18 protein-coding genes and 2 pseudogenes are annotated in these 22,182 nt (G+C 65.8%); 6 read left to right on the top strand and 14 right to left on the bottom strand.

What is annotated here, in order from left to right; translation table 11 throughout:
- Positions 1-261 precede the first annotated feature (261 nt).
- The 4 genes and pseudogenes from ACGFMK_RS34980 to ACGFMK_RS34965 form a co-directional block, all read right to left on the bottom strand.
- Entirely contained in the window at positions 262-513 is a 252-nt protein-coding gene (locus ACGFMK_RS34980; RefSeq protein WP_392772538.1) for a hypothetical protein, read from the bottom strand.
- A gap of 22 nt (positions 514-535) precedes the next feature.
- Entirely contained in the window at positions 536-916 is a 381-nt protein-coding gene (locus ACGFMK_RS34975; protein ID WP_392772535.1) for a hypothetical protein, read from the bottom strand.
- A 144-nt stretch (positions 917-1,060) separates the two neighbouring features.
- Positions 1,061-1,838: pseudogene (locus ACGFMK_RS34970) on the bottom strand (transposase family protein).
- A gap of 59 nt (positions 1,839-1,897) precedes the next feature.
- Positions 1,898-2,278, bottom strand: coding sequence for a hypothetical protein (locus tag ACGFMK_RS34965; protein ID WP_392772532.1), 381 nt, complete (start codon positions 2,276-2,278; stop codon positions 1,898-1,900).
- 323 nt (positions 2,279-2,601) lie between these two features.
- Between ACGFMK_RS34965 and ACGFMK_RS34960 the strand changes: the two genes are divergently transcribed.
- On the top strand, positions 2,602-3,477 hold the full coding sequence (locus ACGFMK_RS34960) for a DUF4231 domain-containing protein (protein WP_392772529.1): 876 nt from the start codon (positions 2,602-2,604) through the stop codon (positions 3,475-3,477).
- A gap of 19 nt (positions 3,478-3,496) precedes the next feature.
- On the opposite strand, the gene ACGFMK_RS34955 is transcribed toward ACGFMK_RS34960, so the two are convergent.
- The 7 genes from ACGFMK_RS34955 to ACGFMK_RS34925 all read right to left on the bottom strand — a co-directional run bounded on the left by ACGFMK_RS34955 (position 3,497) and on the right by ACGFMK_RS34925 (position 10,967).
- On the bottom strand, positions 3,497-4,123 hold the full coding sequence (locus tag ACGFMK_RS34955; protein WP_392772527.1) for a TIR domain-containing protein: 627 nt from the start codon (positions 4,121-4,123) through the stop codon (positions 3,497-3,499).
- Entirely contained in the window at positions 4,080-4,631 is a 552-nt protein-coding gene (locus ACGFMK_RS34950) for a hypothetical protein (protein ID WP_392772524.1), read from the bottom strand. Before ACGFMK_RS34950 ends, ACGFMK_RS34955 begins: the two co-directional genes overlap by 44 nt.
- 1,056 nt (positions 4,632-5,687) lie before the next feature.
- Positions 5,688-6,365, bottom strand: coding sequence for a DUF5663 domain-containing protein (locus tag ACGFMK_RS34945; RefSeq protein ID WP_392772521.1), 678 nt, complete (start codon positions 6,363-6,365; stop codon positions 5,688-5,690).
- Positions 6,362-8,641: a type IV secretory system conjugative DNA transfer family protein gene (locus ACGFMK_RS34940; RefSeq protein WP_392772518.1), complete on the bottom strand. Its 2,280-nt coding sequence runs from the start codon at positions 8,639-8,641 to the stop codon at positions 6,362-6,364. The genes ACGFMK_RS34945 and ACGFMK_RS34940 overlap by 4 nt, the downstream gene beginning before the upstream one ends.
- On the bottom strand, positions 8,634-9,359 hold the full coding sequence (locus ACGFMK_RS34935; protein ID WP_392772515.1) for a hypothetical protein: 726 nt from the start codon (positions 9,357-9,359) through the stop codon (positions 8,634-8,636). The genes ACGFMK_RS34940 and ACGFMK_RS34935 overlap by 8 nt, the downstream gene beginning before the upstream one ends.
- A 17-nt stretch (positions 9,360-9,376) precedes the next feature.
- A complete protein-coding gene (locus ACGFMK_RS34930) occupies positions 9,377-10,300 on the bottom strand; it encodes a hypothetical protein (RefSeq protein WP_392772512.1) in 924 nt (307 codons plus the stop codon).
- Entirely contained in the window at positions 10,284-10,967 is a 684-nt protein-coding gene (locus ACGFMK_RS34925) for a hypothetical protein (protein ID WP_392772509.1), read from the bottom strand. The genes ACGFMK_RS34930 and ACGFMK_RS34925 overlap by 17 nt, the downstream gene beginning before the upstream one ends.
- A 581-nt stretch (positions 10,968-11,548) precedes the next feature.
- Between ACGFMK_RS34925 and ACGFMK_RS34920 the strand changes: the two genes are divergently transcribed.
- The gene (locus tag ACGFMK_RS34920) at positions 11,549-11,728 is read left to right on the top strand and encodes a hypothetical protein (RefSeq protein ID WP_392772660.1); all 180 of its coding nucleotides are present in this window, start codon (positions 11,549-11,551) and stop codon (positions 11,726-11,728) included.
- On the opposite strand, the gene ACGFMK_RS34915 is transcribed toward ACGFMK_RS34920, so the two are convergent.
- The 3 genes from ACGFMK_RS34915 to ACGFMK_RS34905 form a co-directional block, all read right to left on the bottom strand.
- Positions 11,658-12,374, bottom strand: a complete 717-nt coding sequence (locus ACGFMK_RS34915; protein ID WP_392772652.1) for a YrhB domain-containing protein — start codon at positions 12,372-12,374, stop codon at positions 11,658-11,660. The two genes, ACGFMK_RS34920 and ACGFMK_RS34915, sit on opposite strands and share 71 nt — an antisense overlap.
- A gap of 1,531 nt (positions 12,375-13,905) precedes the next feature.
- Positions 13,906-14,253, bottom strand: coding sequence for an Imm8 family immunity protein (locus tag ACGFMK_RS34910; protein ID WP_392772506.1), 348 nt, complete (start codon positions 14,251-14,253; stop codon positions 13,906-13,908).
- Positions 14,250-18,011, bottom strand: coding sequence for an ALF repeat-containing protein (locus ACGFMK_RS34905; protein ID WP_392772503.1), 3,762 nt, complete (start codon positions 18,009-18,011; stop codon positions 14,250-14,252). The genes ACGFMK_RS34910 and ACGFMK_RS34905 overlap by 4 nt, the downstream gene beginning before the upstream one ends.
- A gap of 250 nt (positions 18,012-18,261) precedes the next feature.
- Here ACGFMK_RS34905 and ACGFMK_RS34900 point away from each other — a divergent pair, with 250 nt between their 5' ends.
- The 4 genes and pseudogenes from ACGFMK_RS34900 to ACGFMK_RS34885 all read left to right on the top strand — a co-directional run.
- The gene (locus ACGFMK_RS34900; RefSeq protein ID WP_392772501.1) at positions 18,262-18,792 is read left to right on the top strand and encodes a hypothetical protein; all 531 of its coding nucleotides are present in this window, start codon (positions 18,262-18,264) and stop codon (positions 18,790-18,792) included.
- 217 nt (positions 18,793-19,009) lie between these two features.
- Entirely contained in the window at positions 19,010-19,198 is a 189-nt protein-coding gene (locus ACGFMK_RS34895) for a transposase (RefSeq protein WP_392772649.1), read from the top strand.
- Positions 19,199-19,491: 293 nt separating this feature from the next.
- The gene (locus tag ACGFMK_RS34890; RefSeq protein ID WP_392772498.1) at positions 19,492-20,946 is read left to right on the top strand and encodes a ricin-type beta-trefoil lectin domain protein; all 1,455 of its coding nucleotides are present in this window, start codon (positions 19,492-19,494) and stop codon (positions 20,944-20,946) included.
- A gap of 22 nt (positions 20,947-20,968) precedes the next feature.
- A pseudogene (locus tag ACGFMK_RS34885) lies at positions 20,969-21,918 on the top strand (IS701 family transposase); the annotation flags it as partial.
- Positions 21,919-22,182 lie beyond the last annotated feature (264 nt).

Genomic DNA, 22,182 nt, shown 5'->3' with positions numbered 1-22,182 from the left:
ACTCGATCCAGTTCACCAGAACACGTGGGTGGGTGTTCAGACCAGCTCGGTGTCGTTGGTTGCGCACCAGATCTTGACCTCGGCCTTGCCGTGGGGTCCGTAGTTGCAGACCAGGTTCATCTATGAGAAGCCCAACTACCGGCGGTAGGCGAGGTTGACTGAGCCCAACACATGAGGTTGTTGGCTGGAACCCGGCACGTGGGCCGCAAGCGCCGACCACCTCCAGGCCGGACTCGATGCAGTTCGCTGCGGAACATCGCCCTACCGTGCGGTCCAGCCCGTCTCGGCCAGCAGAGCGGCCGCCTGGTCCACGGCCAGCGGCAGATCCCCCAGGGCCGCCGCGATCCGGCCGGCGTCGTCCTGGGCCAGCTGGACAGCTCGGGAGCAGAGAATCTGGACCGATCCCGATCGGGTGAAGTCACCCATGGCCAAGGGCTTGGCCGTACCGTTCCAATCCGGGTTGCGGGATGTGACGATGACGTGACCGCGGCCGCACGGCAGGAACTTGCCCACGGTCGCCGGCTGGTCTGCGTTGTCAACACCAGCAACCACCGTTCTCGGCGCCGCAGCTCACCGAGCAGCCGAGCGAGCGCCACGTCTCCACTGTCGGTCGTGCCAGCCAGGCCAAGGGCACGGGCCAGTTCGGCGAGCCGTCCGGAATCAACGCGACGTCAGCTGGTATCCACCACACCACGTCGTGGTCGTCGCCATACTCCAGCGCGGCTTTGGTCTTGTCGACCCCGCCCATGCCATGGACAGCCTGGACGATCGCTCGGCGGCTGGTTACGAGCGCGGTCCGCAGCGCCTCCAGCAGTTCTTCACCCCCGGCGAACTGCACGGAACGGCCCGGCACGCCCCACACAGGAGGGGACTGCGCCGCCGAACCCGGCCGCGGCAAACCGGTCAACGCGTGCAACGGCGCTCCCGGGCTGATCCGGCGACGAGACCGTCGTCACAGTCAGCCCGCAGTCCCTCAGCCTTCGTCGGAAATCGTCTTGCGGCTCCCGCACTAAGAGATGTCTCGTAACTGGTGGTGTGGTTGGTGGGGCTGGTGTTGCGGTCAGTCGGTAAGGAGGATGTTGTGCAGGTTCGCGATTCCGGACACCGTGTCGGCCAACGTGCTGGCGGCGCGACGGTAGTCGCGGAGGATCTTGAAGTTCTTCATGCGGGACAGGACATGCTCGACGCGGGCGCGGACTTTGCGGTGGGTGGCGTTGAGTTCTTCCTTCCAGTCCGGTAACTCGCTGCCGTCGCGGGGTTTGTGGTAGGGCATGACGACCTCGGGGTTACCCTGGTAGCCGCCATCGGCCATCACCGGCCGACCAGCGAGTTGCTCGGCGATGCCGGAGTCGCGGTAGACGGTGCAGTCGTTGCGGCTGCCCGGCTGCGGGTCGCCGGTGGCGATGACCAGTCTGGTCTCGGCGTCGATCACGACCTGCACGTTGGTGGAGTAGCGGTAGTTCTTCGACGGGGTCGCCAGCTGATGATCGCGGGTCGGGACCAGGGTGCCGTCCACGATCGCGACCGCATCCACCCGGCGTGTGCGGACCGGGGCCAGCGCCAGCAGTGGCCCGATCGTGTCGATCACCCGGTGCGCTGCGGAATGCGACACCCCGAACAACGGCCCGATCTGGCGCATCGTCAGGTTCCTCCGCCAGTACGTCGCGACCAGCAGCACCCGGTCGGCCAGCGGCAATGCCCACTGCCGGCCCGGGCGCCCATCCGCGATCTCGTCCCCGCCGCGCTTCGCGACCAGCCGTACCAGCTTGCGGAACTGGCCCGGTTCCAAGCCGGTGAACGGGGCACCACTCCGGCCGCGACGCTGTGATCACCTGCACCACAACAACATGATCAACTACCGGCCCGCCAGCCCGGCGCCGGGGTTACGAGACATCCCTTAGGTGTCGCGGAACAGCTCGGCGGTCACCCGTGTCAGGATCGAGGAAGAACACCAGCCGCGGCAAACAGGCTTCGGCCGCAGCTTCGAATTCCAATTCGGCGTAGGAGAGCTCGGGGCGTTCGTGCACCGGGGAGCCGTAGCTAAAGCCCACGATGAGTACGAAACATCCGCCGCGGCCACTGCTTCCTCGCACACCCGGGCGGACGTCTCGTCCCTGGCCGGAAAGTACTTCATATCGGCCGGCGTGTCACCCGCACAGTGGATAGCCAACTCGGCCGCGGCGACGAACGACCGCCCGGCCGGCAGCCGCCGCAGCTCCGACGTGTGGCTGATGAACACCCGCCGCGCCGGGTTCTCCCCACTCACGTCATCCAGCATCCCAGGTCCCAGTTCATCTCTCGGAGGCCGGACCGGGGCTACACGGCGACTGCGGCGATCCCGCATCGGCACCCAGCCGCCGACAAAACCGCCGAATATGCCGCCGCACCGCGACGTCCTGCGATCGGTGTGCTTGCCGCAACGCACAGTGACGGTGATTGCGCGTTCACCGACCTTGCGCGGAAGTTCCGCACCCTCGGCAAGCATCGGCGGAGACCGCGGTCGAGTCCGTCCGCGACCGTTTCGGCCAGTCGGGTCCAGACTCGAGTTTCTGAGGCCACAAGAAGCTTGGCCTGGGACCTCCGGGCAGCCACGATGATCCCATGACCGACCCCACTGTCACCCTGCTCTGGCGCCGGCAGAGCGTCTGGTCCCAGGCGGCCGGCCAGCTGAAGGCGCGCGTCTCTCGTGCTCGGACGACCGCCCTCACGCTCACGATCACCGGGGCGGTACTCGGAACCGCGTCAGCCGAGCTGCTCGAGGCCGCTGCCGTTCCCGGGCGGGTTCTCGCCGCCTGTTCCTGTATCGCCCTCGCGCTCGCCTCGTACGTCATCGCCGGAGCCGGACCGCAGGTGGTCCGGGATTGGACGCGCGCGCGATCGGTGTCGGAAGCGCTCAAGGCCGATGTCTACTGCTACCTCGCCGGGGCCGGGGCTTACCGAGACGGGAACCGCGAGGCGATCGGGCAGCGGCGACTGGAAGAGCTGACCTCCTCAGCGGGTGACCTGCTCAAGCACGTCGCCGGGATCGAGCCCGTCCGGCGGCAGCTGCCGCTCGTGAACGGCACCGATTCGTACGCCGAAGAGCGCGTGCTGAGCCAGCTCGAGACCTACTACCGGCCGAAGGCGCGCAAGATGGCCGAACGAGTGCGGTGGGGACGCCGGTTCGAGGTCGGGCTCGGGGCGTTCGCGGCCGCCCTGGGCGCCATCGTGGCAGTGTTCCCCGCCACCGCGGTGTCAGCCTGGATCGGTGTGGTCACCACGGTCGCGACCGCGATCGCCGCGCACGTCAGCGCGGCTCGCTACGAACACCAGCAAATCGAATTCACCCGGACGGCGGACGAGCTGGAGCGGCTTCTGGCCCGCCGTTCCAGCGCCAACGGCCTAGACGATGACGCCTTCGTGCAGGCGTGCGAACGCGTCATCTCCATCGAGAACGAGGGATGGATGGCAAAACTCGGCATCGACGAGGATGTTTAGTCGAGATCAGCCCCCGAAGTCAACAGGCAAGCTTCTCGCGCAGAGCGTCAACGAGACCTACCATCTGTGCGGGCGTACTTCCTCGGTACACGACACCGTCGGGGATATGGTCCGGCAACTTCCCGCAGTCCAGCAGCAGAATCCGATCCGAGGCCTTGCTCGCCGCTTCTTCGTACTCGATCTGCGTCCAGTACTTCGTCGCGTAGATCTCGGTGCTGATCACCAGCACGTAGCGGCTGCTGACGCCGTAGGTGTTGGGCAGTACCTTGCTGAGGTTGGTGCCCCAGAGTGCCGCGTCTTCCTCGGGAGCGTAGAAGACCTTGAACTCGGTGCGCAGCCGCCGGTGGATCTCGCGGGCCAGTGTCTCGTCCTCCGAGGCGTAGGAGATCGCGAGGTCCCATTGCAGCTCGCCGGGGTCGCGGTCCAGGAACCAGTCGCTGAACAGCTTCGGCCCGAGCCGCAGGCGGTCGGCATCGATTCGCAACGTGCCGATGCTACGGCTCAGGCGCGCGGCCTCGCGATGCTTCGCCCAGGGCCGCCGCCGGAGCTGGTCACGGGTGACACCCTCCGGGGGCAGGCAGCGCAGCAGGGCTCGACCACCTTCACCGAGCTGCCGTTCCCACACCTGGAACGTCTTCGACGCCATGTCGAAGACGTCGTCCTGCGCGTCCTAGAACGACGTCCCCGCATACAGCGCGGCCAGCATCCGTGTCGTCAGCCAGGCATGGCCGCCGCACAGTTCCATCAGCGTGTCGATGTCGATGCCGGGCACGCCGGGCTGCCAGCTTCTCGACCGCTTCCCGGTCCAGCGGGTCGATGAAGTGCGATTCCGCAGTGTTCAACGGCGGCGATCCTTTGTCGTCAGGATCCCGGAACGAGGTGAGGACCGGACCTCCGACCAACAGGATGCCGATGCCTTGGCGCAGATGGCTGTCGTCCAGCCAGCGGAGGAACCCGAAGAAACCCGCGCCCCACTGGGCAAGCAGGGCCTTGTCTGCCTCGTCGATCACCAGGACCAGCGGAGACACCTCGCGCAGCGCGGCTACCACCTCGTGCCGGGAGGCACTGCTGTGGCTGGTCTCCTGCGCACCTGTCGCGACGCCCAGCACCGCGGCGAGGGCTGTCTGCTCGGAAGTCAGGTCCCAGCCGCTCACGTCGGTGCGGATCAGCGCACGCCGCGGTCCTGGAAGGCGCCTGCCAACGGGGGCACCGACCCGAACCGATAGGGCAGCTGCTCGGGGCCCCGTGTACGACCACGAGGCCGGTTATGTTTCCGACTTGAACCACGGAGCCGGACACCGACCCGGACACCGAGTTGGACGGTGCTTCGAATTCGTGGTTCATCGACGAAGTATCGGTGATGCGACAACACATGTTACGGCGGGTCGTCGTTGTGCAACCGCGCTGAAGTCGTACCGAGCCGTCACGGCGACGACGATACGGGGGCCAGGCAGGCTAGGACACGAAGAGTCCCGCTTCGAGGGCACGCCGACGGGCACCGCGTAAACCCACGGTGTGCAGCACTGGTGCCCCCGCGGCACAACGGCGGCTGGCGCATCGCGTGGACGGCGACGAAACGGGGGCACAAGGGGCGCGCGACAGCTGCCCGACCAACGGATCGCCCAAGGCTTCTCGACGCAATGCCTTCGCGACGCTGACCGCGGCCACAGTAAGGCAGAACAGGATCGCTGGCGCGAGCACGCCATCGAGACAACCGCCCCATCGTCCCGCAGTCCCGATGCCGAAGCCGTCCCCGTCCCGCCTCCGCTGCTGAGCATCGTGGCCGCGGTGGTCCTGCTGCTCAGCTTCATCTGCGGCGTCGCGGTTGGGACACTGGCATACCTCGCTAGCGGGAACGTCCCAGCCGCATTGCTCGCGAGCCTAACGGCAACCGGGGGCGCGATCGTCTTCCTACACAAAGCAATCGGGTGAACCACGGGCAGAGCTCGCGTCCTCCCCCGTGTCTAGGCCGACACCCGGAACCACCCCGGAGACTGGCCAGCCGCGGCAAGTCGGCATGCTCAGTCTGAGAGTTGGGAGCATCGGTTGCCGGGCACGCATCGCGGCCCGGCCGCCAACGTCAGGCACCAGTCCGGCATCACGCCGCGGCAAACACGGTCAACTTTGTCGACATTCGCCGAGCGCGACAGATCAGCGGGCGATCTGGTTGTCGCGCTCGAGGCTGACGGCCGTTCTGCTAAAGCGTATAGTTACCACTTTGCGCCGCGGATCTTCCGCAGCGTCGCGGGGCCCACTCCGACGATGCCGAGGATGTCCACGTCCGTTGCCCGGCGCACGCCGTCCCAGTCGCCGAAGGCGCTTAGCAGCCGATTGGAGACCGCCGCGGACAGACCTTTCGGCGTTTGGACGCCGCGTACGTCCATCTCGTCACGGCATCCTTCGACGATCTTTGCTACCAACGACTCGGTCATGCCGGGAACGGCTCCGAGCAGATCCTCGGAGGCACCACAAAGCGCGTCGACGCCGCCCACGTACACGAAGATGTCGCACGCGAGCCGCTCGTCCGGAGTGTCCTGGACGCGAGTCAGGAAGTTGACCAGCGACTTCGGTGCGGCCTGCACCAGGACGGCTCGGACATCGATCCGATTGTCGAGGATCTCCTGTTTGAGGTTGTCGAAGGTTTCCTGGACTACGACCGGGTATCCCGGGGCGTTCTCCTGGAGCCACTCGAGGGCGCCTGCCTCGTCGTTGCGGTCGATGAAGCCTTCGAACTCGTCTAGCTGGCCGGACGACATCTGCCCGGCCAGTCGGTAACCAACCCTCAACTCAATCTGCTCGTAGATCGTCGCGAGTACCAGCTTGCGCACCTCGGCAGGCAGATCACCGAGACCAAGCTCCAGCAGCAGCGAATCGTCCAGGGTAATCACGACGTTCCCCCGGGACGACCATTGCGCTTCTGCCGCAGCGCCTCCACAAAGGAGGGAATGTTGGCCTGCGTGAAAGTGGCACCCACCGAGGGGCGCGCGTCAGGTGGTCGCCCCGGCATGGAGGCCGGACCGGTGCTGTTAGCCGATCCGGTCGGCAACTGCATTTCCTCGGAACGCCTGAAGTAGGACTGACTGGCCTTGATGATGGACTCGGCCTGGTCCGTCATCTGTCGGTCGGACCGCGACGCCAACCGCTCGATGTGGTCCCCGTCCAGGCTGAATGCCGGCTGGATCGCGCCGTCCAGCAGCAACGAGCACGCTGCCTGGTGGTTCGGGAGGCGCCGCAGGGACTCGGCGGAGAACTCGGGCCCGAGCCGTCCGGCGAACTGGTCGGCGTCCCGATCGCCCATCCGGAAAGCGACGAGGGTGCCGACGTTCCCGAGCAACGCGTGCTGCAACTGTTCCGGAAGTTGTTCCAGGTACTGGTTCGCCAGCACCGCGTATAAACCGAACTTCCGCCCCTCGGCCAGGATGTCGGCCAGCGCACCCCGCGAGAACGTCTGCGCCTCGTCGACGAACAGCGCGAACGGTCGAGCAGTCTTCCGCTTCAGCGCCGCGGTCCAGTACCGGGTCAGGTAGAGGTAACCCAACAACTGCGCGATAGGCGCACCTATCTCACCCTTCTGCAGCGAGACCACGATGATCTTCCCCTGGTCCATCACATCGCTCGCTTCGAGCATGTCCCGGCCGCTGCCCAGGACGGCGCGGAGTACTGCGTTGGTCCGGAAGGCAGTGAACTTGCTGGTGAACCAGCCGAGGATTTCAGAGCGGGTGTGGGCATTCGTCTGCGCCATCTCTTGATCCCAGAAGTCGACCAGGTACTCGTCAACGACGGTGTCGCGCTGCTTCTTCATGAACGCGTTGTCCATGAACAGCCTAGGTACGTCGAGGATCGACGCGTGTCGCCCACGTGCGGCGATCAAGGTCAGCATGCCCATCCGGAACCACGATTCCCACCGCGGCCCGACAATGCCTTGTTGAGTCGGGTCGAAGAGGTCCTGGAACATGGCCGTGACGTTCGCCAGGGCCGTATCCCGCTGCAGCAGGTCCGTGACACTGAACGGATTGATGGGCGCCGGCGCCTCCAGGTCGGCGGCGTTCACGAAGTGGACGTCCCGGACTCGCTCCGCTGGCAGTTCGCGGAGCAGTTGGCGGGCCGCATCCCCGTGTGGGTCGATGAAGAGCATTCCGTGCCCTGACCGCGCGACCTCGCAGGCCATCGAGCGCAGGATAGTTGACTTGCCCGCGCCGGTCTGACCGGGCACGTAGATGTGCCGTGAGAAGTCGGCTAAGGGGAGGTGGACGTCGACCGACACGCCGCGGGCATCGCTGGCGCGACCGAGGCGCAACCCGTCGTCCTGCTCCCCCGCGCACACCGCTTGCGGCGCTCGGATGACCGGGGCTGAGGAAACCGCGAAGCCGGGAAACGAAGCACTGTGCGCGACCGGTATCCTGAACATCGCGGCAAGCGTGCGGGTGCCGACGACCTCACTCGGCGGCAGTTGGCCCTCCGCCCACTGGATGATCTCCACGGGCCGGGAGATCGCCGAGATCTCCGACAGTAGCCGTGCCGACGGCGCGGCTACCGACGTCAGGACCAGGGAAGCCTGCACGAAGTTCCCGCCGTCTCGCAGCGCCTGACCGATCGTCTCGGGAATCGTGCTCTGTGGACCGCTGGCCTCACGGAACACCTCCTCCAGGCTCCGGTACTTCGCCTCAACCGGCGCCACCGTCAACTCCAGGCTGCTAGACACCTGGTCCAGCAGCGCAGCGCACAGACCTCGCAGGTTCACTGCCGGGTTGTAGTCCAGCGCCAGCGGGCGGCGCCGGGAAGGCGTGTCCGCCGAGAAGACGAACCTGCGGATCACGTACCGGTGACCCGGCTCGACAGGAAGTTGCGCCGGTTGTGCGGCGGGACGCACCAGGACGGGGCTGTCCGGCTCGCCAAGTAGGTGTTGAAGTCCCAACATGCCGGATGACGGCGTGCCGTCGGCTCGCGTAATCGCGAACATCAGGCCAAGTGTGTTGGAGCTGTCCGACTGGATCCTGATGACGAGGCGCTCGTCGACCGACAACCTGGCCGCCATCTCATAGAGCTTGATCGAGAAGTCCGAGCGGTGGGTTTGGTCCTTTTCGCTCCAAGCTGCCACGAGCGAAGTCACGGCGAGGACGTCGGCCCCGTCCACGCTTCCAGTCTGCCGTGCCGCTTCATCCATGTCGGCCACCTCCGGCACTCAGTTCGCGGACGATCTCCGATGCCCACACGTGAGGCGCGCCACGAGCCCTCAGGGCTTCGACCACCGACTCCGAACCGAAGCCCGACTCGATGAGGTCTTCGGCGAGCGACCGCAATTCGTCGGCCGTGCCAAGGCCCTGGTCGGCCTGATATCCCGGAGGCGCCGCTGGCTCCAGTTGCCGGCGGAGGGAGTCGACGGACGCTTGAAGCATCCGCAGGTGAGCGGTCGTGACAGATTGGTCGTCGTCTACGAGTCCCCGCACGTGCTGTGGGAACACGGTCGACAACTCCGGCGCCGCGAGCGTCTCCTCAACTGAGCGGGCAATGTCGGCGAGCAACTCCTCGCTCCACCGGACCCGTTGCGTGTTGTAGATGATGTGGCGCTGGCTGCGCAGATCGAACGGGATTGAGGACGCGTCACGGGTGACCAGCACGCAAGGCTTACCGATCGCGTGCGCCAACCCCAGCTCGTAGTACACGTTGGCGTTCTCCTCGGAGACCTCGGCCAGCACTACCACGCTCTCGGAGATCAGCTCCCAGATCTGGCGGACGACGTTACCCGCGCGGAACATCGAGTCGCCGCGCTTCGGCGACAGACCGACCTCGACCAGCGCCGGCCGGAACAGATCAGTCCAGTAGGAATTGTACGGCTCCTCGAACGGAGATATCACAAACGCGGTCCTAGGCGGCGCCACCATGGTTCGGCTCTCCTCGTCTACGGCAGTAGGCCTGGGGTCGAATTGAACGAGACGTGACTGGTCAGGTCCGACAAGAAGCCGTTCAGGGCACGATCACGTAGGAAATCGGTAACCGGATGGTCGTAACGTCTCAAGAACTCTGAGAAATCGGGCTGCTGGCGCTTGCCTGATGAATCATCGCGTGTCTCCGCGATGTAGGTGAACTCGACCCAGAGCGCCCCGTAGTCGAGGTTGCCCGGCGCCTCGACTTTGTAGATCTCGCGCACACTCCCGCCCGGTGCGTCGATCCACCTGCTGACCGCGAGATCGATGCGGCCGAGATCGCCGAGTCGGCTGCTGCCCAGGTCGAGCAGCTTTCCATCCACGCCCGGAACTTTCGCGAGGCTGGAACCGAGGATGGTGGAGTTCTTCACCGGTTCACTGGCGCGGCCCACGGTGCGGAAGTCGTAGAGGATAAACCGGAAGACGAAGCCCGCACGCGCTGGCCCGATGTCGCGCAGCGGCACGGAGAGCCGTTCGAGGTACTCACGTACCTTGACGTAGAGCTTGTGCACCTCCGGCATGATCCGCATGTACCACTGGTAGAAGCGCTCCATCGACGAGCCCTGCCGGCGCAGGATCAACTCCGCACCGGTGGTCAGTTCGAGATGGAAGTCGGTGTCCGCGTCCTCGTAGTGCACGCCGACGAAGTGGGAGCCTGTGGTACGACGGAGTTCGTCGTATCGATACAACTTCGACCGGGTCAGCAGTTCGTAGGCCTCTTCGTAGAGACAATCGGCGACCCCGTGCATCTGATCCGCGCTCGACCATGCCCGGAACCGCGGGAACTGCACCGACAACTGGAAGTAGTTGATGGAGCTGAGGTGCTCGAAGATAGGCAGGTGGGCGTACTTCTCCCATTCGACCAGGAACTCGTGCGCATCGTCATCGGAGGGATTCATCCCAGCCTACCTCCACACATTCGAACGCGGTCGACCATGAGTTTCGAGAGCCGACGTGCCCGCGTCTTCGTAAAGTCCATCTCCCTTCCCCTTCCCGGTAAATACGTGTAACGGCTAGCTGCCGCACGGCCTCACCGCGGACCTGATAGCGAGAGATATCCCCGGCCATCGCCAACATACCATCACTGAGTGCACCATGACGATTCGCGATAACGCGCGACAGAATCCGTAAGGCGGGCGTGGCCGCAGCTTTCCACACCTTGTCAGTGAGAGCCCTGCTCTGCGAATGCAGTTCGGAACTGAGCGCGGCGAGCAACGCGTTGGGGGCAAGCCTGTCCACTGCGTCAGCTCCAGGCTCGGACGCCGCCGATAGAGTCACGGCCACGATCGCACGCGCCACGGCCTGCCGACGCTCGTAACCGTTCTCATTCACCGTAACCGCAGCGATGTTCTGATCATCAGTCTCGGCCTTCCCGCCACCTGACGCTCTGTAGCCCGGAACCGAAGTCACGCTGCAGACGAACAGTGCGCCTTCCTCCAACTTCCAGAAGCAGCCGCGCACCTCACGACCTGGCTCGCCTATCGCAGCCCGCACCACCACGAAGATTGCGTTGTGCGACTTGGCGCGCACTCCCGTGCCGTACACGAAGACAACCGGCCGCTCCATAGTTCCCCATCCCCGTCTAACCCAACCTCACCTAAAGGTCGCAAACCCAGGCCGTCCGGTTACCGAAGGTCATCAAATAGCAACCACATTCCCCCGAACGGCCTAACACCGCCGGGCGAAGCGGAGCGTTATGTAGCTTGGTGAGGCAGGCAGGGGGCAAGTAACCGATGATGGCACCGGCTTCGAAGCATCAATCGCATGCTCGGCCCCAACGCGCTACCTCCACCAAAACCGGTTGGAGCACTGCTAGCAAACGACGCTGATACGACTGCGGAATGTGAACAAAACCGACCTCCACGACCATGCCGCGGAGGCAAGTTCGTTGGCGTCGAGGTAGCGGACATATCGCGGCAGGCGGCAGCTTCGACTTTCGGTCATCAGAGCCACTCCTGCTCGGCGACGGGTCTGGAACCACGCCTTGGGGTTTCCGCGCCCGTTAACGTCCGGCCTGCAAATCAGCCCGGTTGTATGTAGCTCCAGCTTGTCACTGACTCACGGTTGAATAGGCTGTGCCGGCCAGACGACACGGACCGGCCTGATCCTCTTCGGCGCCCCAGAGCCCGGCCGTCTACGGCGACGTCGTGGACACCAGCATCGAAGCGATCCGCGGCATCTTCGCCTGCTCACCTGATCGGGAAATGCTCGAGTCCGTGCGGGCGCCACTGACGCCCGAACGCTTCTGGCGGAACCTCATTCACGCCGTCGGACGCAGCAGCCTGCGCTACGACCACGATCCCCGCCAGGCATACCGCTGCAGCTGAGACCTCGTGTCGAAGGACTTCCGGGACGAGACGAGTGCCAGATCGGAACACATCGCAGACGCGCTGTCATGCCGCCGAGCGTGGCCAACCTGCCGTAGCACCCGCCCTTGCCGGTAGGAGCAGCACGCAAGTCAAGAGCCTGTGGGTCGCGGCTCCTGGTCAGGGTCCGACAAGCGCCTCCACACCCTGCGTACGGCCGGTGGTCGCGGTAAGCAGGCGCGTACGTGCTCCGGAACCGGCACGCCGGCTGCAGCGGCCTCGACGTACTCCTTGGCCCCTGTACTCCGAGATCAGCCACAGACGCCCGCACCAACCGGATCGCGTCCAGGCGTTGACCGGATTCGATCAGCTCAACGATCCGCGACCGAAGTGGGTCAAACCGCTCAAGCCCGCGAACCTGCTCGAGATAACCCTCGATCCACTCGCCGGCCTCAAGGTCAGCGGTCCCATGCACCATATGCGAGCTACCGTCCACCCCATCGACCAAGAACGGCCCGTGGCCCACCACCACGTCGAAGACGTCGCGGGTACGCACGTACCGTTCGCTTTGACTGCAGGTCACCCAGCCAAGCCGGTGTGGGTAGACGTCCGTGATCACCATCTTCGGCCCGCCCGCTGCCGGCCACCCGGCCAGATGCCGCTCCACGACCTGGACGGCCACGCCTTCGACACCATGGCAACAGGCTATGGGAGAGGGACGTGCCAGCGCGTCCCGACTAACCCGGCCGACCACAGGGCGCCTCTATGGCCGGACGTCTGCCCATCCGCAAATGGCTTACCTCCAGTGCTCGCTCACGCCACAGACCGTGCGCCTCGGCAAGCAGCGCTCGGCAGCTCAATGCGGGGACCGACTACGCGACCGAGATAGCTCATCAGTGCAGGTTCCGACTGGACGGCGCCGCTCGACTTGAGCTCTGGTCGACGGCTCCGAACCCGGGTCGTGTGCCGACCGCACGTTCGTTCGAAACGAATGCGGGCGGTCCTCTCACTAATTTCACTGGGGCACAGCTGGGGCAAAACCCCTGTCACAACTGCACTCAACAACACACTGTTGCAAGCAACGGCGACCAAGCGCATCATTTCACTAGGCGATTCTCTATCGTCGCAGGTCAGGGCCATGATCGACCCTCACTGGCAGTGAGGGGGTCAGGGGTTCGAGTCCCCTTAGCTCCACAGTGCAACGAACCCCTTCGTTTCAGCTCTTCGGGCTGGGCGGAGGGGTTTCTGCGTACCGGGTTCGATCTTCCGTGATCGGTTTGCGGCGTGATCTTGTGCCCCTGCTGGGGCAGAACTGGAGCAGTATCCCACCCTCGATCCGGCGTCGGCGCGGTGTTCCTGCTGCTCCCGGGGTCTCCCGGCGGGTGACCCCCTCCGTGGCGAAAAGGGGACAACCGGCGCCACCAGCCTACTATCGACCACACTCGGTGATGGTGTCAGTGGCGGCGGGACCGCCGCGTGCCAGTGGCGCTCGAGGTCTTCCAGCAGCCGCTGGAGGACCTCCAGGGCGACGTGGGAGTAGGTCTCGATGACCCGGTTGTCCAGGTGATGCCCGAGCCGGCGAGCCTGGGCGATCTCCGGTGCGCCGCCCGCGATCAGCCAGGTCTTGTGGCTGTGCCGCAGCCCGTCGAAGGTCAACCCGGGCCGCACCGCCGCACAGCCCGCCTTCGTCCCGGATGCCTCGCTGCCTTCGACCGCGGGGCGGAACACGCGCCGCAGAAACGTCGATCGCCACGTCTATTGCGCTCACAAGAAAACCGCTGTGCGGGCCTGAACGACCAGCGTGACCAGCCGACAACTGGCTCGGCGCAGGTCTTCGCAGCCGAGCACCACCACTGGTTGATAGTTTGCACGGGACACGCGCTGGCATGCTCGATCGCGACCGCCGAAAGGTCGATTCCGACGCCTCCGGCAACGCCACCGGGGGCTTGCGGCCGACGAGTTCACCTGGATGGACAACGACATCGCTTCGAGCGTCATGCCGTCGCGTAGCGGCCGCGTCGAGCGCCGTTACGAACCTCGCGGCCTTCGCCGCCACGTCGACGGCTTCACACCGAGCGCCGACGCACCTTCACGGTTCCGACCCACCTAGGAACGACATCATCGGTCGCGGTCGCCCGTATCCCTCACCGCATAGAGAATGGGACGTCACCGGTAACAACTCAAGGTAGGATCACTCATCAGCAGTCTTCGAACTCGTAGATTCCCAGACGCTCCAGGCGTCTGGCCAACGCCTCCCAAGACGGAGCCTCAGCGCGCTCCACCGCAGCCCTTACCGCCTTCAATACCCGAGAGATGTCCGGCGACTCGACAATCACCAGCGGGCGACCGAAGACAACCCCCTCCGCCGCGACCCGTCGCTCCAGCGCACGGGGCGTGCAGACAATCAACTCGAGAGACTCCTCACCTTCTGAGTCACTTGGCCCGACTAGTACTTGGAGAAGAAAGGAGAAGTCGACTGGATCCCCTGGCCGGAAGTCGTCGAGGTCGACGTCCGGACTGATGAAATGACGGACGACAGCCCTCATGACATGTCGACGATATCGAGGTGAGCGTTGGCTTGCCACTCCTTTTCAGGAATATTTCGCCATGAGAAGTTTGCCTGATAACCTGGGCCGCCGAACTTGGCAGGACGACGCGGCTTGAATGTAGGAGGCCGGTACATCCGAAGCTTATTCGCGCTAATCATAATTTTCCCATCACTGGCAAAAGTATACCCCGGCCCTACCCAGGCTTCGCCCATCATAGCAGCCTCTTCTTGAGTGGCGATTCCCATGCCAGTATATCCCTTGTTGCGGGCAGCGTCGTTGAGCATGCGCCCTATCTCCATCTCTCGTTCGAGAGAGGGGCCGGCTAATCCTCCTGCTTGTTCAGCCAGCCGGCCGTCCATCACATAGGCTTCGCGCGCCAGGCTCTGGGCTTCGCCGAGTTCGGCGACGACCTTGGCCTCCGCGGCATCGAGCAGGCCCTTGCCCGCGGCCGCGGCGTCGACCAGTCCCGCGAGTTCGGCCGATCCTGCGGATTCACCGAGTTCGGCGCCGGCATTTCCGAGGAGGCCCGCCAGTTCGCATTCCGGGCAGGCCAGAACACTCAGCAGGTTGAGGAGCAAGGCGAGACCCGAGCCATCGCCGGACGTCACGTAGTTCGTGAACCCGTCTCGGAGGTCGGCCATGAAGTCTGGGCTGAGGAGGTTGCTCGGGTCCAAACACCGGCCGAGGTTGGGGTCGCCCTGAGGAATGTGCTGCCTGCAGATGTCCTGCAGGTGAGCGATCACCCGTTCTTGGTCGGTCTTGCTGCCGGCAAACAGCAGTACACAGTCCTGGTTACTGAGCAGGTTGACTGCTTCAGGGTCCCGGGCATTGTCGTCGCAGTCCGCCGTTCGCTGCTGAACGGCCTTTTGCTTTTCGGCCTCGGCTTTGGTGACGACGCTCTGCCAGGCGTCCTGTGCCGCCAGGGCGGCGTCATGGGCGTCCAAGCCGGCCTGGATAGCAGTGTCGTAGGCCTTCTTCGCAGAGGAGGCCGCATCTTGGGCGAAGCCTGCAGCGTCGTGCGCGGAGCGTTGCGCCCAGGCGGCGGAGCGGCTGGCCTTGTCGGCGGAGACGACCGCGGACGCCGCCGCAGCCCTGGCGGTGTTGGCCGACACCTGTGCCTGCTGAGCTGAGACTGCAGCGCGATCCGCGGCAGCCTGGGCCTGGTTGGCGTAGTCAGTGGCCTGAGTGGCGGCAGCAGCAGCTTGGTCGGCGTAGCCCTGGGCTTCCTGGGCGGCGTTGCGTGCCCGGGCGGCGGTAGCTTGGGCCTCGTTGGCGTCGTGGGTGGCGCTCGCGGCCGCGCTTGCCGCCTGGGCGAGCAGGGCGTCGATCGCGGCGTTGTGCGCGGCCGTGTTCTGGTCGCGCCGTGCCGCAGAATACTGCCCAACGGTCAAGAACTCGCGCACCAGGATCGGCGGCCCGTCCAGCGCGGCTTGCGCGCCGGCCATGACTTCGCGCGTGCCGGCGGCGCGGGCGGCCGACATGACCTGGTTGACCTTGACGTTGTCGTCCGTGCTGAGAGCGGTGTACTGGCCGGTGTCCAGGAATGTCCGCAGTGCTTGGTCGCTGTTCGCGTCCAGCGCGTGCTGGGCCTGCTGCACCACCACTGCCCGCCCGGAACCGCGAGCAGCGGACATGATCTGGTTGACCTGGATCGAGTCGTCCTGCTCCCGGGCGGGGTAATTCCGATTGCGCAGGAAGTCCCGTACCGCAGTGTCCGGCCCGGCCAGCGCCGTGTCCGCTGCAGTCTTGAACGCCGGGGTGCCGGCTTCGCTGAGCTCACCAAGGACGACCCGATCATCCTGGCCGGCGGCGGCGGCCAGACCGGTGGTGATGAAGTCGATAACCTCGTCGTCGCTCGCCGAGAGCGCCGCACCCGCGGCGGTCTTCGTCCACGACCCGCCCTTGTCGGCCAGTGTGAGCGCGACCTTGCGCGCATCGCTCACCGCTGTTGCGCGCACCGTCCCGGGCGCTGTCGCCTCACCGATCAACCGGGTGGTTTCGCTGTCCCAGGTGCTGGCCTGATCCAGGTCCCAGCGCAGCGGCACCTGCCGGTTCACGTAGGCGGCCAACGCCGCTTTGGCGGCATCATCGGCGGTTTGCCCGGTCAGGGTGATCCGGTCGTCGTCGGCCTTACGTGCGGCTTGCGCGATCTGTGTAGCCTGGCTCGCCGCAGTGACCGCCGCGTTCGCTGCCGCCGTCGCCGCGTTCGCGTGCGCCGTGGCTTGCGCCGCCGCGTCCGCGGCCTGACCGGCATGGACGAACGCGTCTTCCGCCGCCGCCGCCGCGTTCGTCGCATCGGCCGCGGCAGCGGCAGCAAGGTCGGCTGCCTGCCCGGCGGCGCCGGAGGCCTGATGCGCCCACGCTTGGCTCGCGTTCGCAGCGGCCGTCGCGCGATCGGCTTGTGTCCGGGCGGTCGCAGCGGCGGCCTTCGCCTGCCGCGCGTCCGCTCCCGCGGCTCCTGCCGCGTCCGCCGCGTCGGCTGCGGCTACAGCCGCGGTACGGGACTGCGTCGCAGCATCCTTGGCCGCCGATCCCGCTGCTTCGGCCTGCTGTGAAGCGGTCTTGGCAGACCTCGCTGCATCCGCCGCCGTGGCCGCACCCAGCGCCGCGGCCCGCGCGGTCTGCGCGGCGACCTTCGCATCGTTGGCCTTGGTGCCGTCACCGATCGCCGCCGCGGCCGCATCGTAGGCCCGCGAGGCGGCCCGGCCGGCCTGCGACGCCGCGCCCGCCGCCCGCGACGCCGCCAACGCCGCCGTGTGTGCCGCGTTCGAAGCCGCGTTCGCCGCGCCGATCGCCTGCCGTGCGGTAAACGCCGCCTGATCCGCCGCGTAGGCCGCGCGGTTCGCAGCGTCAGTGGCCTGACCCGCATGACCCTGCGCTGCGGCCGCCGCTTCCTTGGCCGCCTGCGCCGCTGCCTGCGCCGCTGCCGCCTCGACCACCGCCCGGTCCGACTCCTGCTTCGCCGCCTGCGTCTCGGTCGCCGCCTGCGCCGACGCCGCCTGCGCCGTGGACACCAGCTGGCTGATCGACGCAGTTTCGGCGTCCCGCGCCTGCGCGATAGGCAGATCGATACCGAGGAACTGGTTCAGCGCGTCGAGAGTGCCCGCGTCCAACGCCTGCTGCGCGGCTTTCCGTACCTCGGGTCCGCCGCTGGACATCGCCTGGTTGACCTTTACGGTCTGGTCGGTCTCGAACGAAACCTGCCACCCGGAATCCAGGAAGTTCTGCAACGCCTCTGGCGTACCCGCGTTCAGCGCCTGCTGCGCCACCTTCTTCACCTGCGGACCACCGGCCGACATCACCTGGTTGACCCGAACATCGAGGTCGGTGCCGTGCGGCGTCTCCCACCCGGCGTCCAGGAACGCCCTCAACGCGTCGTCGGTCCCCGCGTTCAACGCCTGCTGCGCCGCACTGCGAGTGGCCGGGCCCCCGGCAGACATCAGTTGATTGACCTGAATGTCCCGGTCGACTGCCGCGTCGGGATCCTTCTGCGTAGTCAAGAATCGCGCCACGTCCGCATCGGTACCCGCCAACGCCAGCGCCGCGTCGCGGCGGGTCACGGGGCCACCGAATCGCCACAGCAGCGCTACCTTCGCACGATCCGAACCCACGCCCGACGCCGCAGCGATCCGGGCACTCTCCACGTGCGTGGACGCCGCAGCAGCGGACCGCGGAGCGGTGAGCATGCCGGCGGCCACCGTCACCGTCAAAACCAGAATCAGGACAGCACGAAATCTGAGACCTGCCGCAAGCACGTGGAGTCCCCCTCATTTGGACCACAGGAAGGAAATGGTCGACGACCGGAACATTCCTTCCGGTTCAGAAGTATCAAACGCTCAGTTGTCCCGTCAACGCCCAAATAGCTGTGTCCGAAATCACAGGACCGACCGGGGATTCGATGATCTACTGTCAGGTCGCCGCGTCAACAGCAGGCAACACGACACGAACCGTTGTCGTGAATGTCGCATTCGCGACGTTCCAGGGAGTCATCCAGCAGGGGGAGCAATGCGCTTACTCAATCGGACGTTACTTGTCATCGCCTCGATAGCCGGCGCCACCACGATCGGCACGGTAGCGGCCGTGACCGCCAGCGGCACCGAAACCACGGACGACAGTCAACCGTCCGTGGTGGAGGACTTCAGCTACCCGGGCGCCGACAGAATTCTTGCTACTGACCACGTACAGCTGATCAGTGGCGACGGCCACATCCTCTACACCGCCTGCCCGCAGGGCCCGGACACGGTCGGTCTCATCATCGTCCGCACCACAGAAGAGGTCGGTTCACGCTCGACGTGGGCTTGCTTCCAGATCACCGGCCCGAGCGGGCACCTGACGTTGAAGATCCCGGGTGTCTACTCGATCAAGGGAGACGGCCTCAACCCCGGGCAAGGGCACAAGCTCAAAGCCGGCCTGACCACGGACGCGGGGGAGCACTCGACAGTCGACGTCAATCCGAGCGGCACTACACAGGTCGGGATCACCACGACCCCGCCCGGAGATCCGACCACACTGTTGCAGCTGGACGCCTCGTCCTAGGGCCTTTTCGAAGTTGTCTTCGGCAGGCTGAGCTGGAGTTGAACGTGCGCCGGGCCTGTCGGCGGTCGAAGTAGGTGAGGTCTTCAGCAGTTGTTTCGTCGACCAAGAAGAACCTGGACACCGCAGACCTCGTGGACACCTAGCGATAGCGGGGCGGTGTGACTGACCGACGCTCAGCAGGCAGCGCCGGAGCCGGTACTGCCCGAGCCGAAGCGGCCTGGGCGACCGTCGACATGGACCAAGCGGCAGGTTGATCGACGCGCTCCGGCAGCGGGTGCATGCTGGTGCGCCGTGGCACGACATCCCCGCCAGATCTGGCTCGTGGGCGGCGGCGTATGGGCTGCTTCGGCGGTGGCTGCGTGATGGCACCTGGAAGCGGATATTGACCGCATTGCCGGTGAGGTAATTACTTTTTCGAATAATCGAAAAAGTAATAATGCGAACGCTTTATCGGATAATTCTCGTCATTACCGCCGCCTGCCCCGCTAGCGCAGCGTCGACGCCAATCCGAACGGCAACCCGACCACTTTGCTGGAACTAGTCGCCAAGTCCTGACGACAGTGCGAACCCGGAGCAGAAATCGCGCCGGGCAGATCCACTCTGCGACCGACCGGCCAATAGTACAACTCTGCACAGGGGATCTTCATGTCATTTCTTTGACACCAGGGCAGAGCCGTCACGGCTACCCTGGCTGTGGTCTTGGGCGCGGGTTTGCTGACCTGCGCCCCTGCCTCCGCGCTCAGCGGCGGCAACCAGGTTTCCGATAGCTCCTACGCCTTCGTCGGCCGCCTCGACGTCGGGCCTCCCGGCATCGACGGCCACGAGTGCAGCGCCGCACTGATCGACAACTTCTGGATCATCACCGCCACCTCCTGTTTCGGCGGCACAGGACTGCAAGCAGGCGCACCGCCCAAGCCGACGACAGTCACCCTGGGACGCACCGCAACCAGCGCCGGCTACGCAGCCCAGGTGACTTACTTGGCACCGAGACCCGACAGGGATGTGACCCTCGGATTGCTCAACGCACCGGTCCCCGGCGTCACACCGGCCGCGGTCAGCGCCACAGCGCCCGCCGTAGGCGAAAACCTGCTGGCCGTCGGCTACGGCCGCACCGCCGACACCTGGGTCCCCGACCAGGCCCGCGTCGCGCCCTTCACCGTGAACGCCACCACCGACACCACCACAGCTCTGACCGGTGCCGACGGCGTCGATATCTGCCAGGGCGACGCCGGCGGGCCCGCCCTGCGCCAGCGCTCGAACGCCGTGGAGCTTGTCGCGCTGCACAGCACGTCCTGGCAGCACGGCTGCCTGGTCAGCCACGAAACCCGCCAAGGCAGCACCGACACTCGCCTCGACAACATCACCGACTGGATCCGCCAGCAGATCACCATCGCGACAGTCAGCATGCGGAACGCCAACGGTCTCTGCATGGATCTCGGCTCCAACGCTCCCGGCACCAAGGTCATCACCGTCACCTGCCAAGCCGGCGCCACCAGCCAGCAGTGGCACGTGCTGCCCGACGGCACGATCCGCAACTACAACGGCCTCGCCATGGACACCAGCTCCAACAACCCCGGCGACCTGGTGATCACCGCCCTCGTGCAACCGGGCAACGCCACTCAGCGCTGGCAAGTACCGGCCGACGACACCATCCGCAACGCCAACGGCCTCTGCGCCGACATCGGAGCCAACGCCACCGGCACCCCGGTCAGCACGGCGACCTGCGTTCCCGGCAATGCCAGCCAGCAGTGGACAACAGCCGAACTGCGCCCAGTCACCGGCAAGATCCGCAACCACAACGGCCTGTGCGCCGACCTGACCTCCAACACCCCCGGCACCTCAATGATCACCGCCGCCTGCCAACCGGCAGGCTTGGCCAGCCAGCAATGGACCGCCACGATCGACGGCACCATCCGCAATACCAACGGCCTCTGCCTCGACCTCGGCTCCAACACCCCCGGCACCGCTATCAAAACCGCCACGTGCCAACCGGGCGGCTGGATCAGCCAGCAGTGGCGCGCCCTGCCCGACGGCACACTCCGCAACTACAACGGCCTCGCCATGGACATCGGCACCAACGCCGCCGGCGCCACCGTCATCATCGCCACCACCCAACCCGGCAACCCCAGCCAACAGTGGACCATCGGTAGCTGAGCCTCATAGCGATGGCATAGGCCAGAACGGCTGGACCATGGCGGAGACGGCCGGCGAGGCGGGTCCGCAGGGCATGCAGCGGCTGCTGAACTTCTACGCCTGGGACGCCGATGGCGTGCGTGACGATGTGCGTGACGCGGTGGTCGAAGCGCCGGCGGACGCCGAACGCGGCGTGTTGATCGCCGACGAGACCGGAGTCGTGAAGAAGGGCACGAAATCCGCCGGCGTGGCGCGCCAGCATTCGGGTACGGCCGGGCGAATCGAGAATTCACAGGTTGGCGTTTTCTTGGCGTACGCTTCGGATCAAGGAAGGGCCTTGATTGACCGGGATTTGTATCTACCGAAAGAGCGGGCCATGGATCGGGATCGGTGCGCTGCGGCCGGCATTCCCGATGACGTCGGATTCGCGACCAAACCTGAACTTGCACAATGGATGGTGGAACGCGCGCTCGCCGCGAGGATCCCGTTTGCATGGTTCACCGATGACGAAGCCTACGGGCAGGTCGGGCGGTTGCGGCTGTGGCTGGAAGAGCACGACATCGCACATGTTCTCGCAGTACCCAAGTCCCAAATGGTGATTTCCATGGATCTGCGACAACGGCGCGCCCACGCCGGCATCGCGGATGTCGAGCCGGCCGCCTGGCGGCGCCTGTCCTGTGGTGATGGCGCCCACGGACAGCGGATTTACGATTGGGCCGCGGTCGATATCCGCCCGCTGCGCCGACCGGACGTTGGCCACTGGCTACTTGCCCGCCGCTCCGTCAGTCACCCCAAAGAAATCGCCTACATCTGCTTCGGCCCCGCCGGCACCGACCTTCGCGAACTGGTGCGCGTCGCCGGAAGCCGCTGGGCGATCGAGGAAAGTTTCCAAACCGCGAAGAACGAGACAGGATCACCTTCTCCATGGCAGCGGCGGTATTCCTTGTCCTCACTCGAGACGCCGCGAAAAAAGGGGGTCCGTACCCGGCCTGATATCACTCACCTCCAGCGAAATCCGCAGGCTGTTCAACCGCGTCACCGCACAGATCCGGCACGCAACCCAGCATGCGATGCACTGGTCGCGATGGCGGCGAATAAGCCAAGCCCGAGCGCGTGCCAGCCACTACCGACGACGCAGCCATCACGAAGTGTGGCCACGGCACTAAGGGGTCAGTTCAGAATGAGTTTGCGTAGGCAGATCATGGAGCAGGCCAGGCTGAGGATGGCTCGATGCACGTCGGCTCGGCGTTCGGTGCG

This window comes from Amycolatopsis sp. NPDC049252 (genome assembly GCF_043197175.1).
GTDB lineage: Bacteria > Actinomycetota > Actinomycetes > Mycobacteriales > Pseudonocardiaceae > Amycolatopsis.
This window is presented reverse-complemented; position numbering and strand designations above follow the sequence as displayed.

Bases quoted from the DNA above. Each gene is read 5' to 3' on its own strand.
- ACGFMK_RS34925 (WP_392772509.1), bottom strand. From the start codon at position 10,967: ATGGAGCGGCCGGTTGTCTTCGTGTACGGCACGGGAGTGCGCGCCAAG.
- ACGFMK_RS34935 (WP_392772515.1), bottom strand. From the start codon at position 9,359: ATGGTGGCGCCGCCTAGGACCGCGTTTGTGATATCTCCGTTCGAGGAG.
- ACGFMK_RS34930 (WP_392772512.1), bottom strand. From the start codon at position 10,300: ATGAATCCCTCCGATGACGATGCGCACGAGTTCCTGGTCGAATGGGAG.
- ACGFMK_RS34910 (WP_392772506.1), bottom strand. From the start codon at position 14,253: ATGAGGGCTGTCGTCCGTCATTTCATCAGTCCGGACGTCGACCTCGAC.
- ACGFMK_RS34940 (WP_392772518.1), bottom strand. From the start codon at position 8,641: ATGGATGAAGCGGCACGGCAGACTGGAAGCGTGGACGGGGCCGACGTC.
- ACGFMK_RS34960 (WP_392772529.1), top strand. From the start codon at position 2,602: ATGACCGACCCCACTGTCACCCTGCTCTGGCGCCGGCAGAGCGTCTGG.
- ACGFMK_RS34965 (WP_392772532.1), bottom strand. From the start codon at position 2,278: ATGCTGGATGACGTGAGTGGGGAGAACCCGGCGCGGCGGGTGTTCATC.
- ACGFMK_RS34955 (WP_392772527.1), bottom strand. From the start codon at position 4,123: ATGGCGTCGAAGACGTTCCAGGTGTGGGAACGGCAGCTCGGTGAAGGT.
- ACGFMK_RS34900 (WP_392772501.1), top strand. From the start codon at position 18,262: ATGCGCTTACTCAATCGGACGTTACTTGTCATCGCCTCGATAGCCGGC.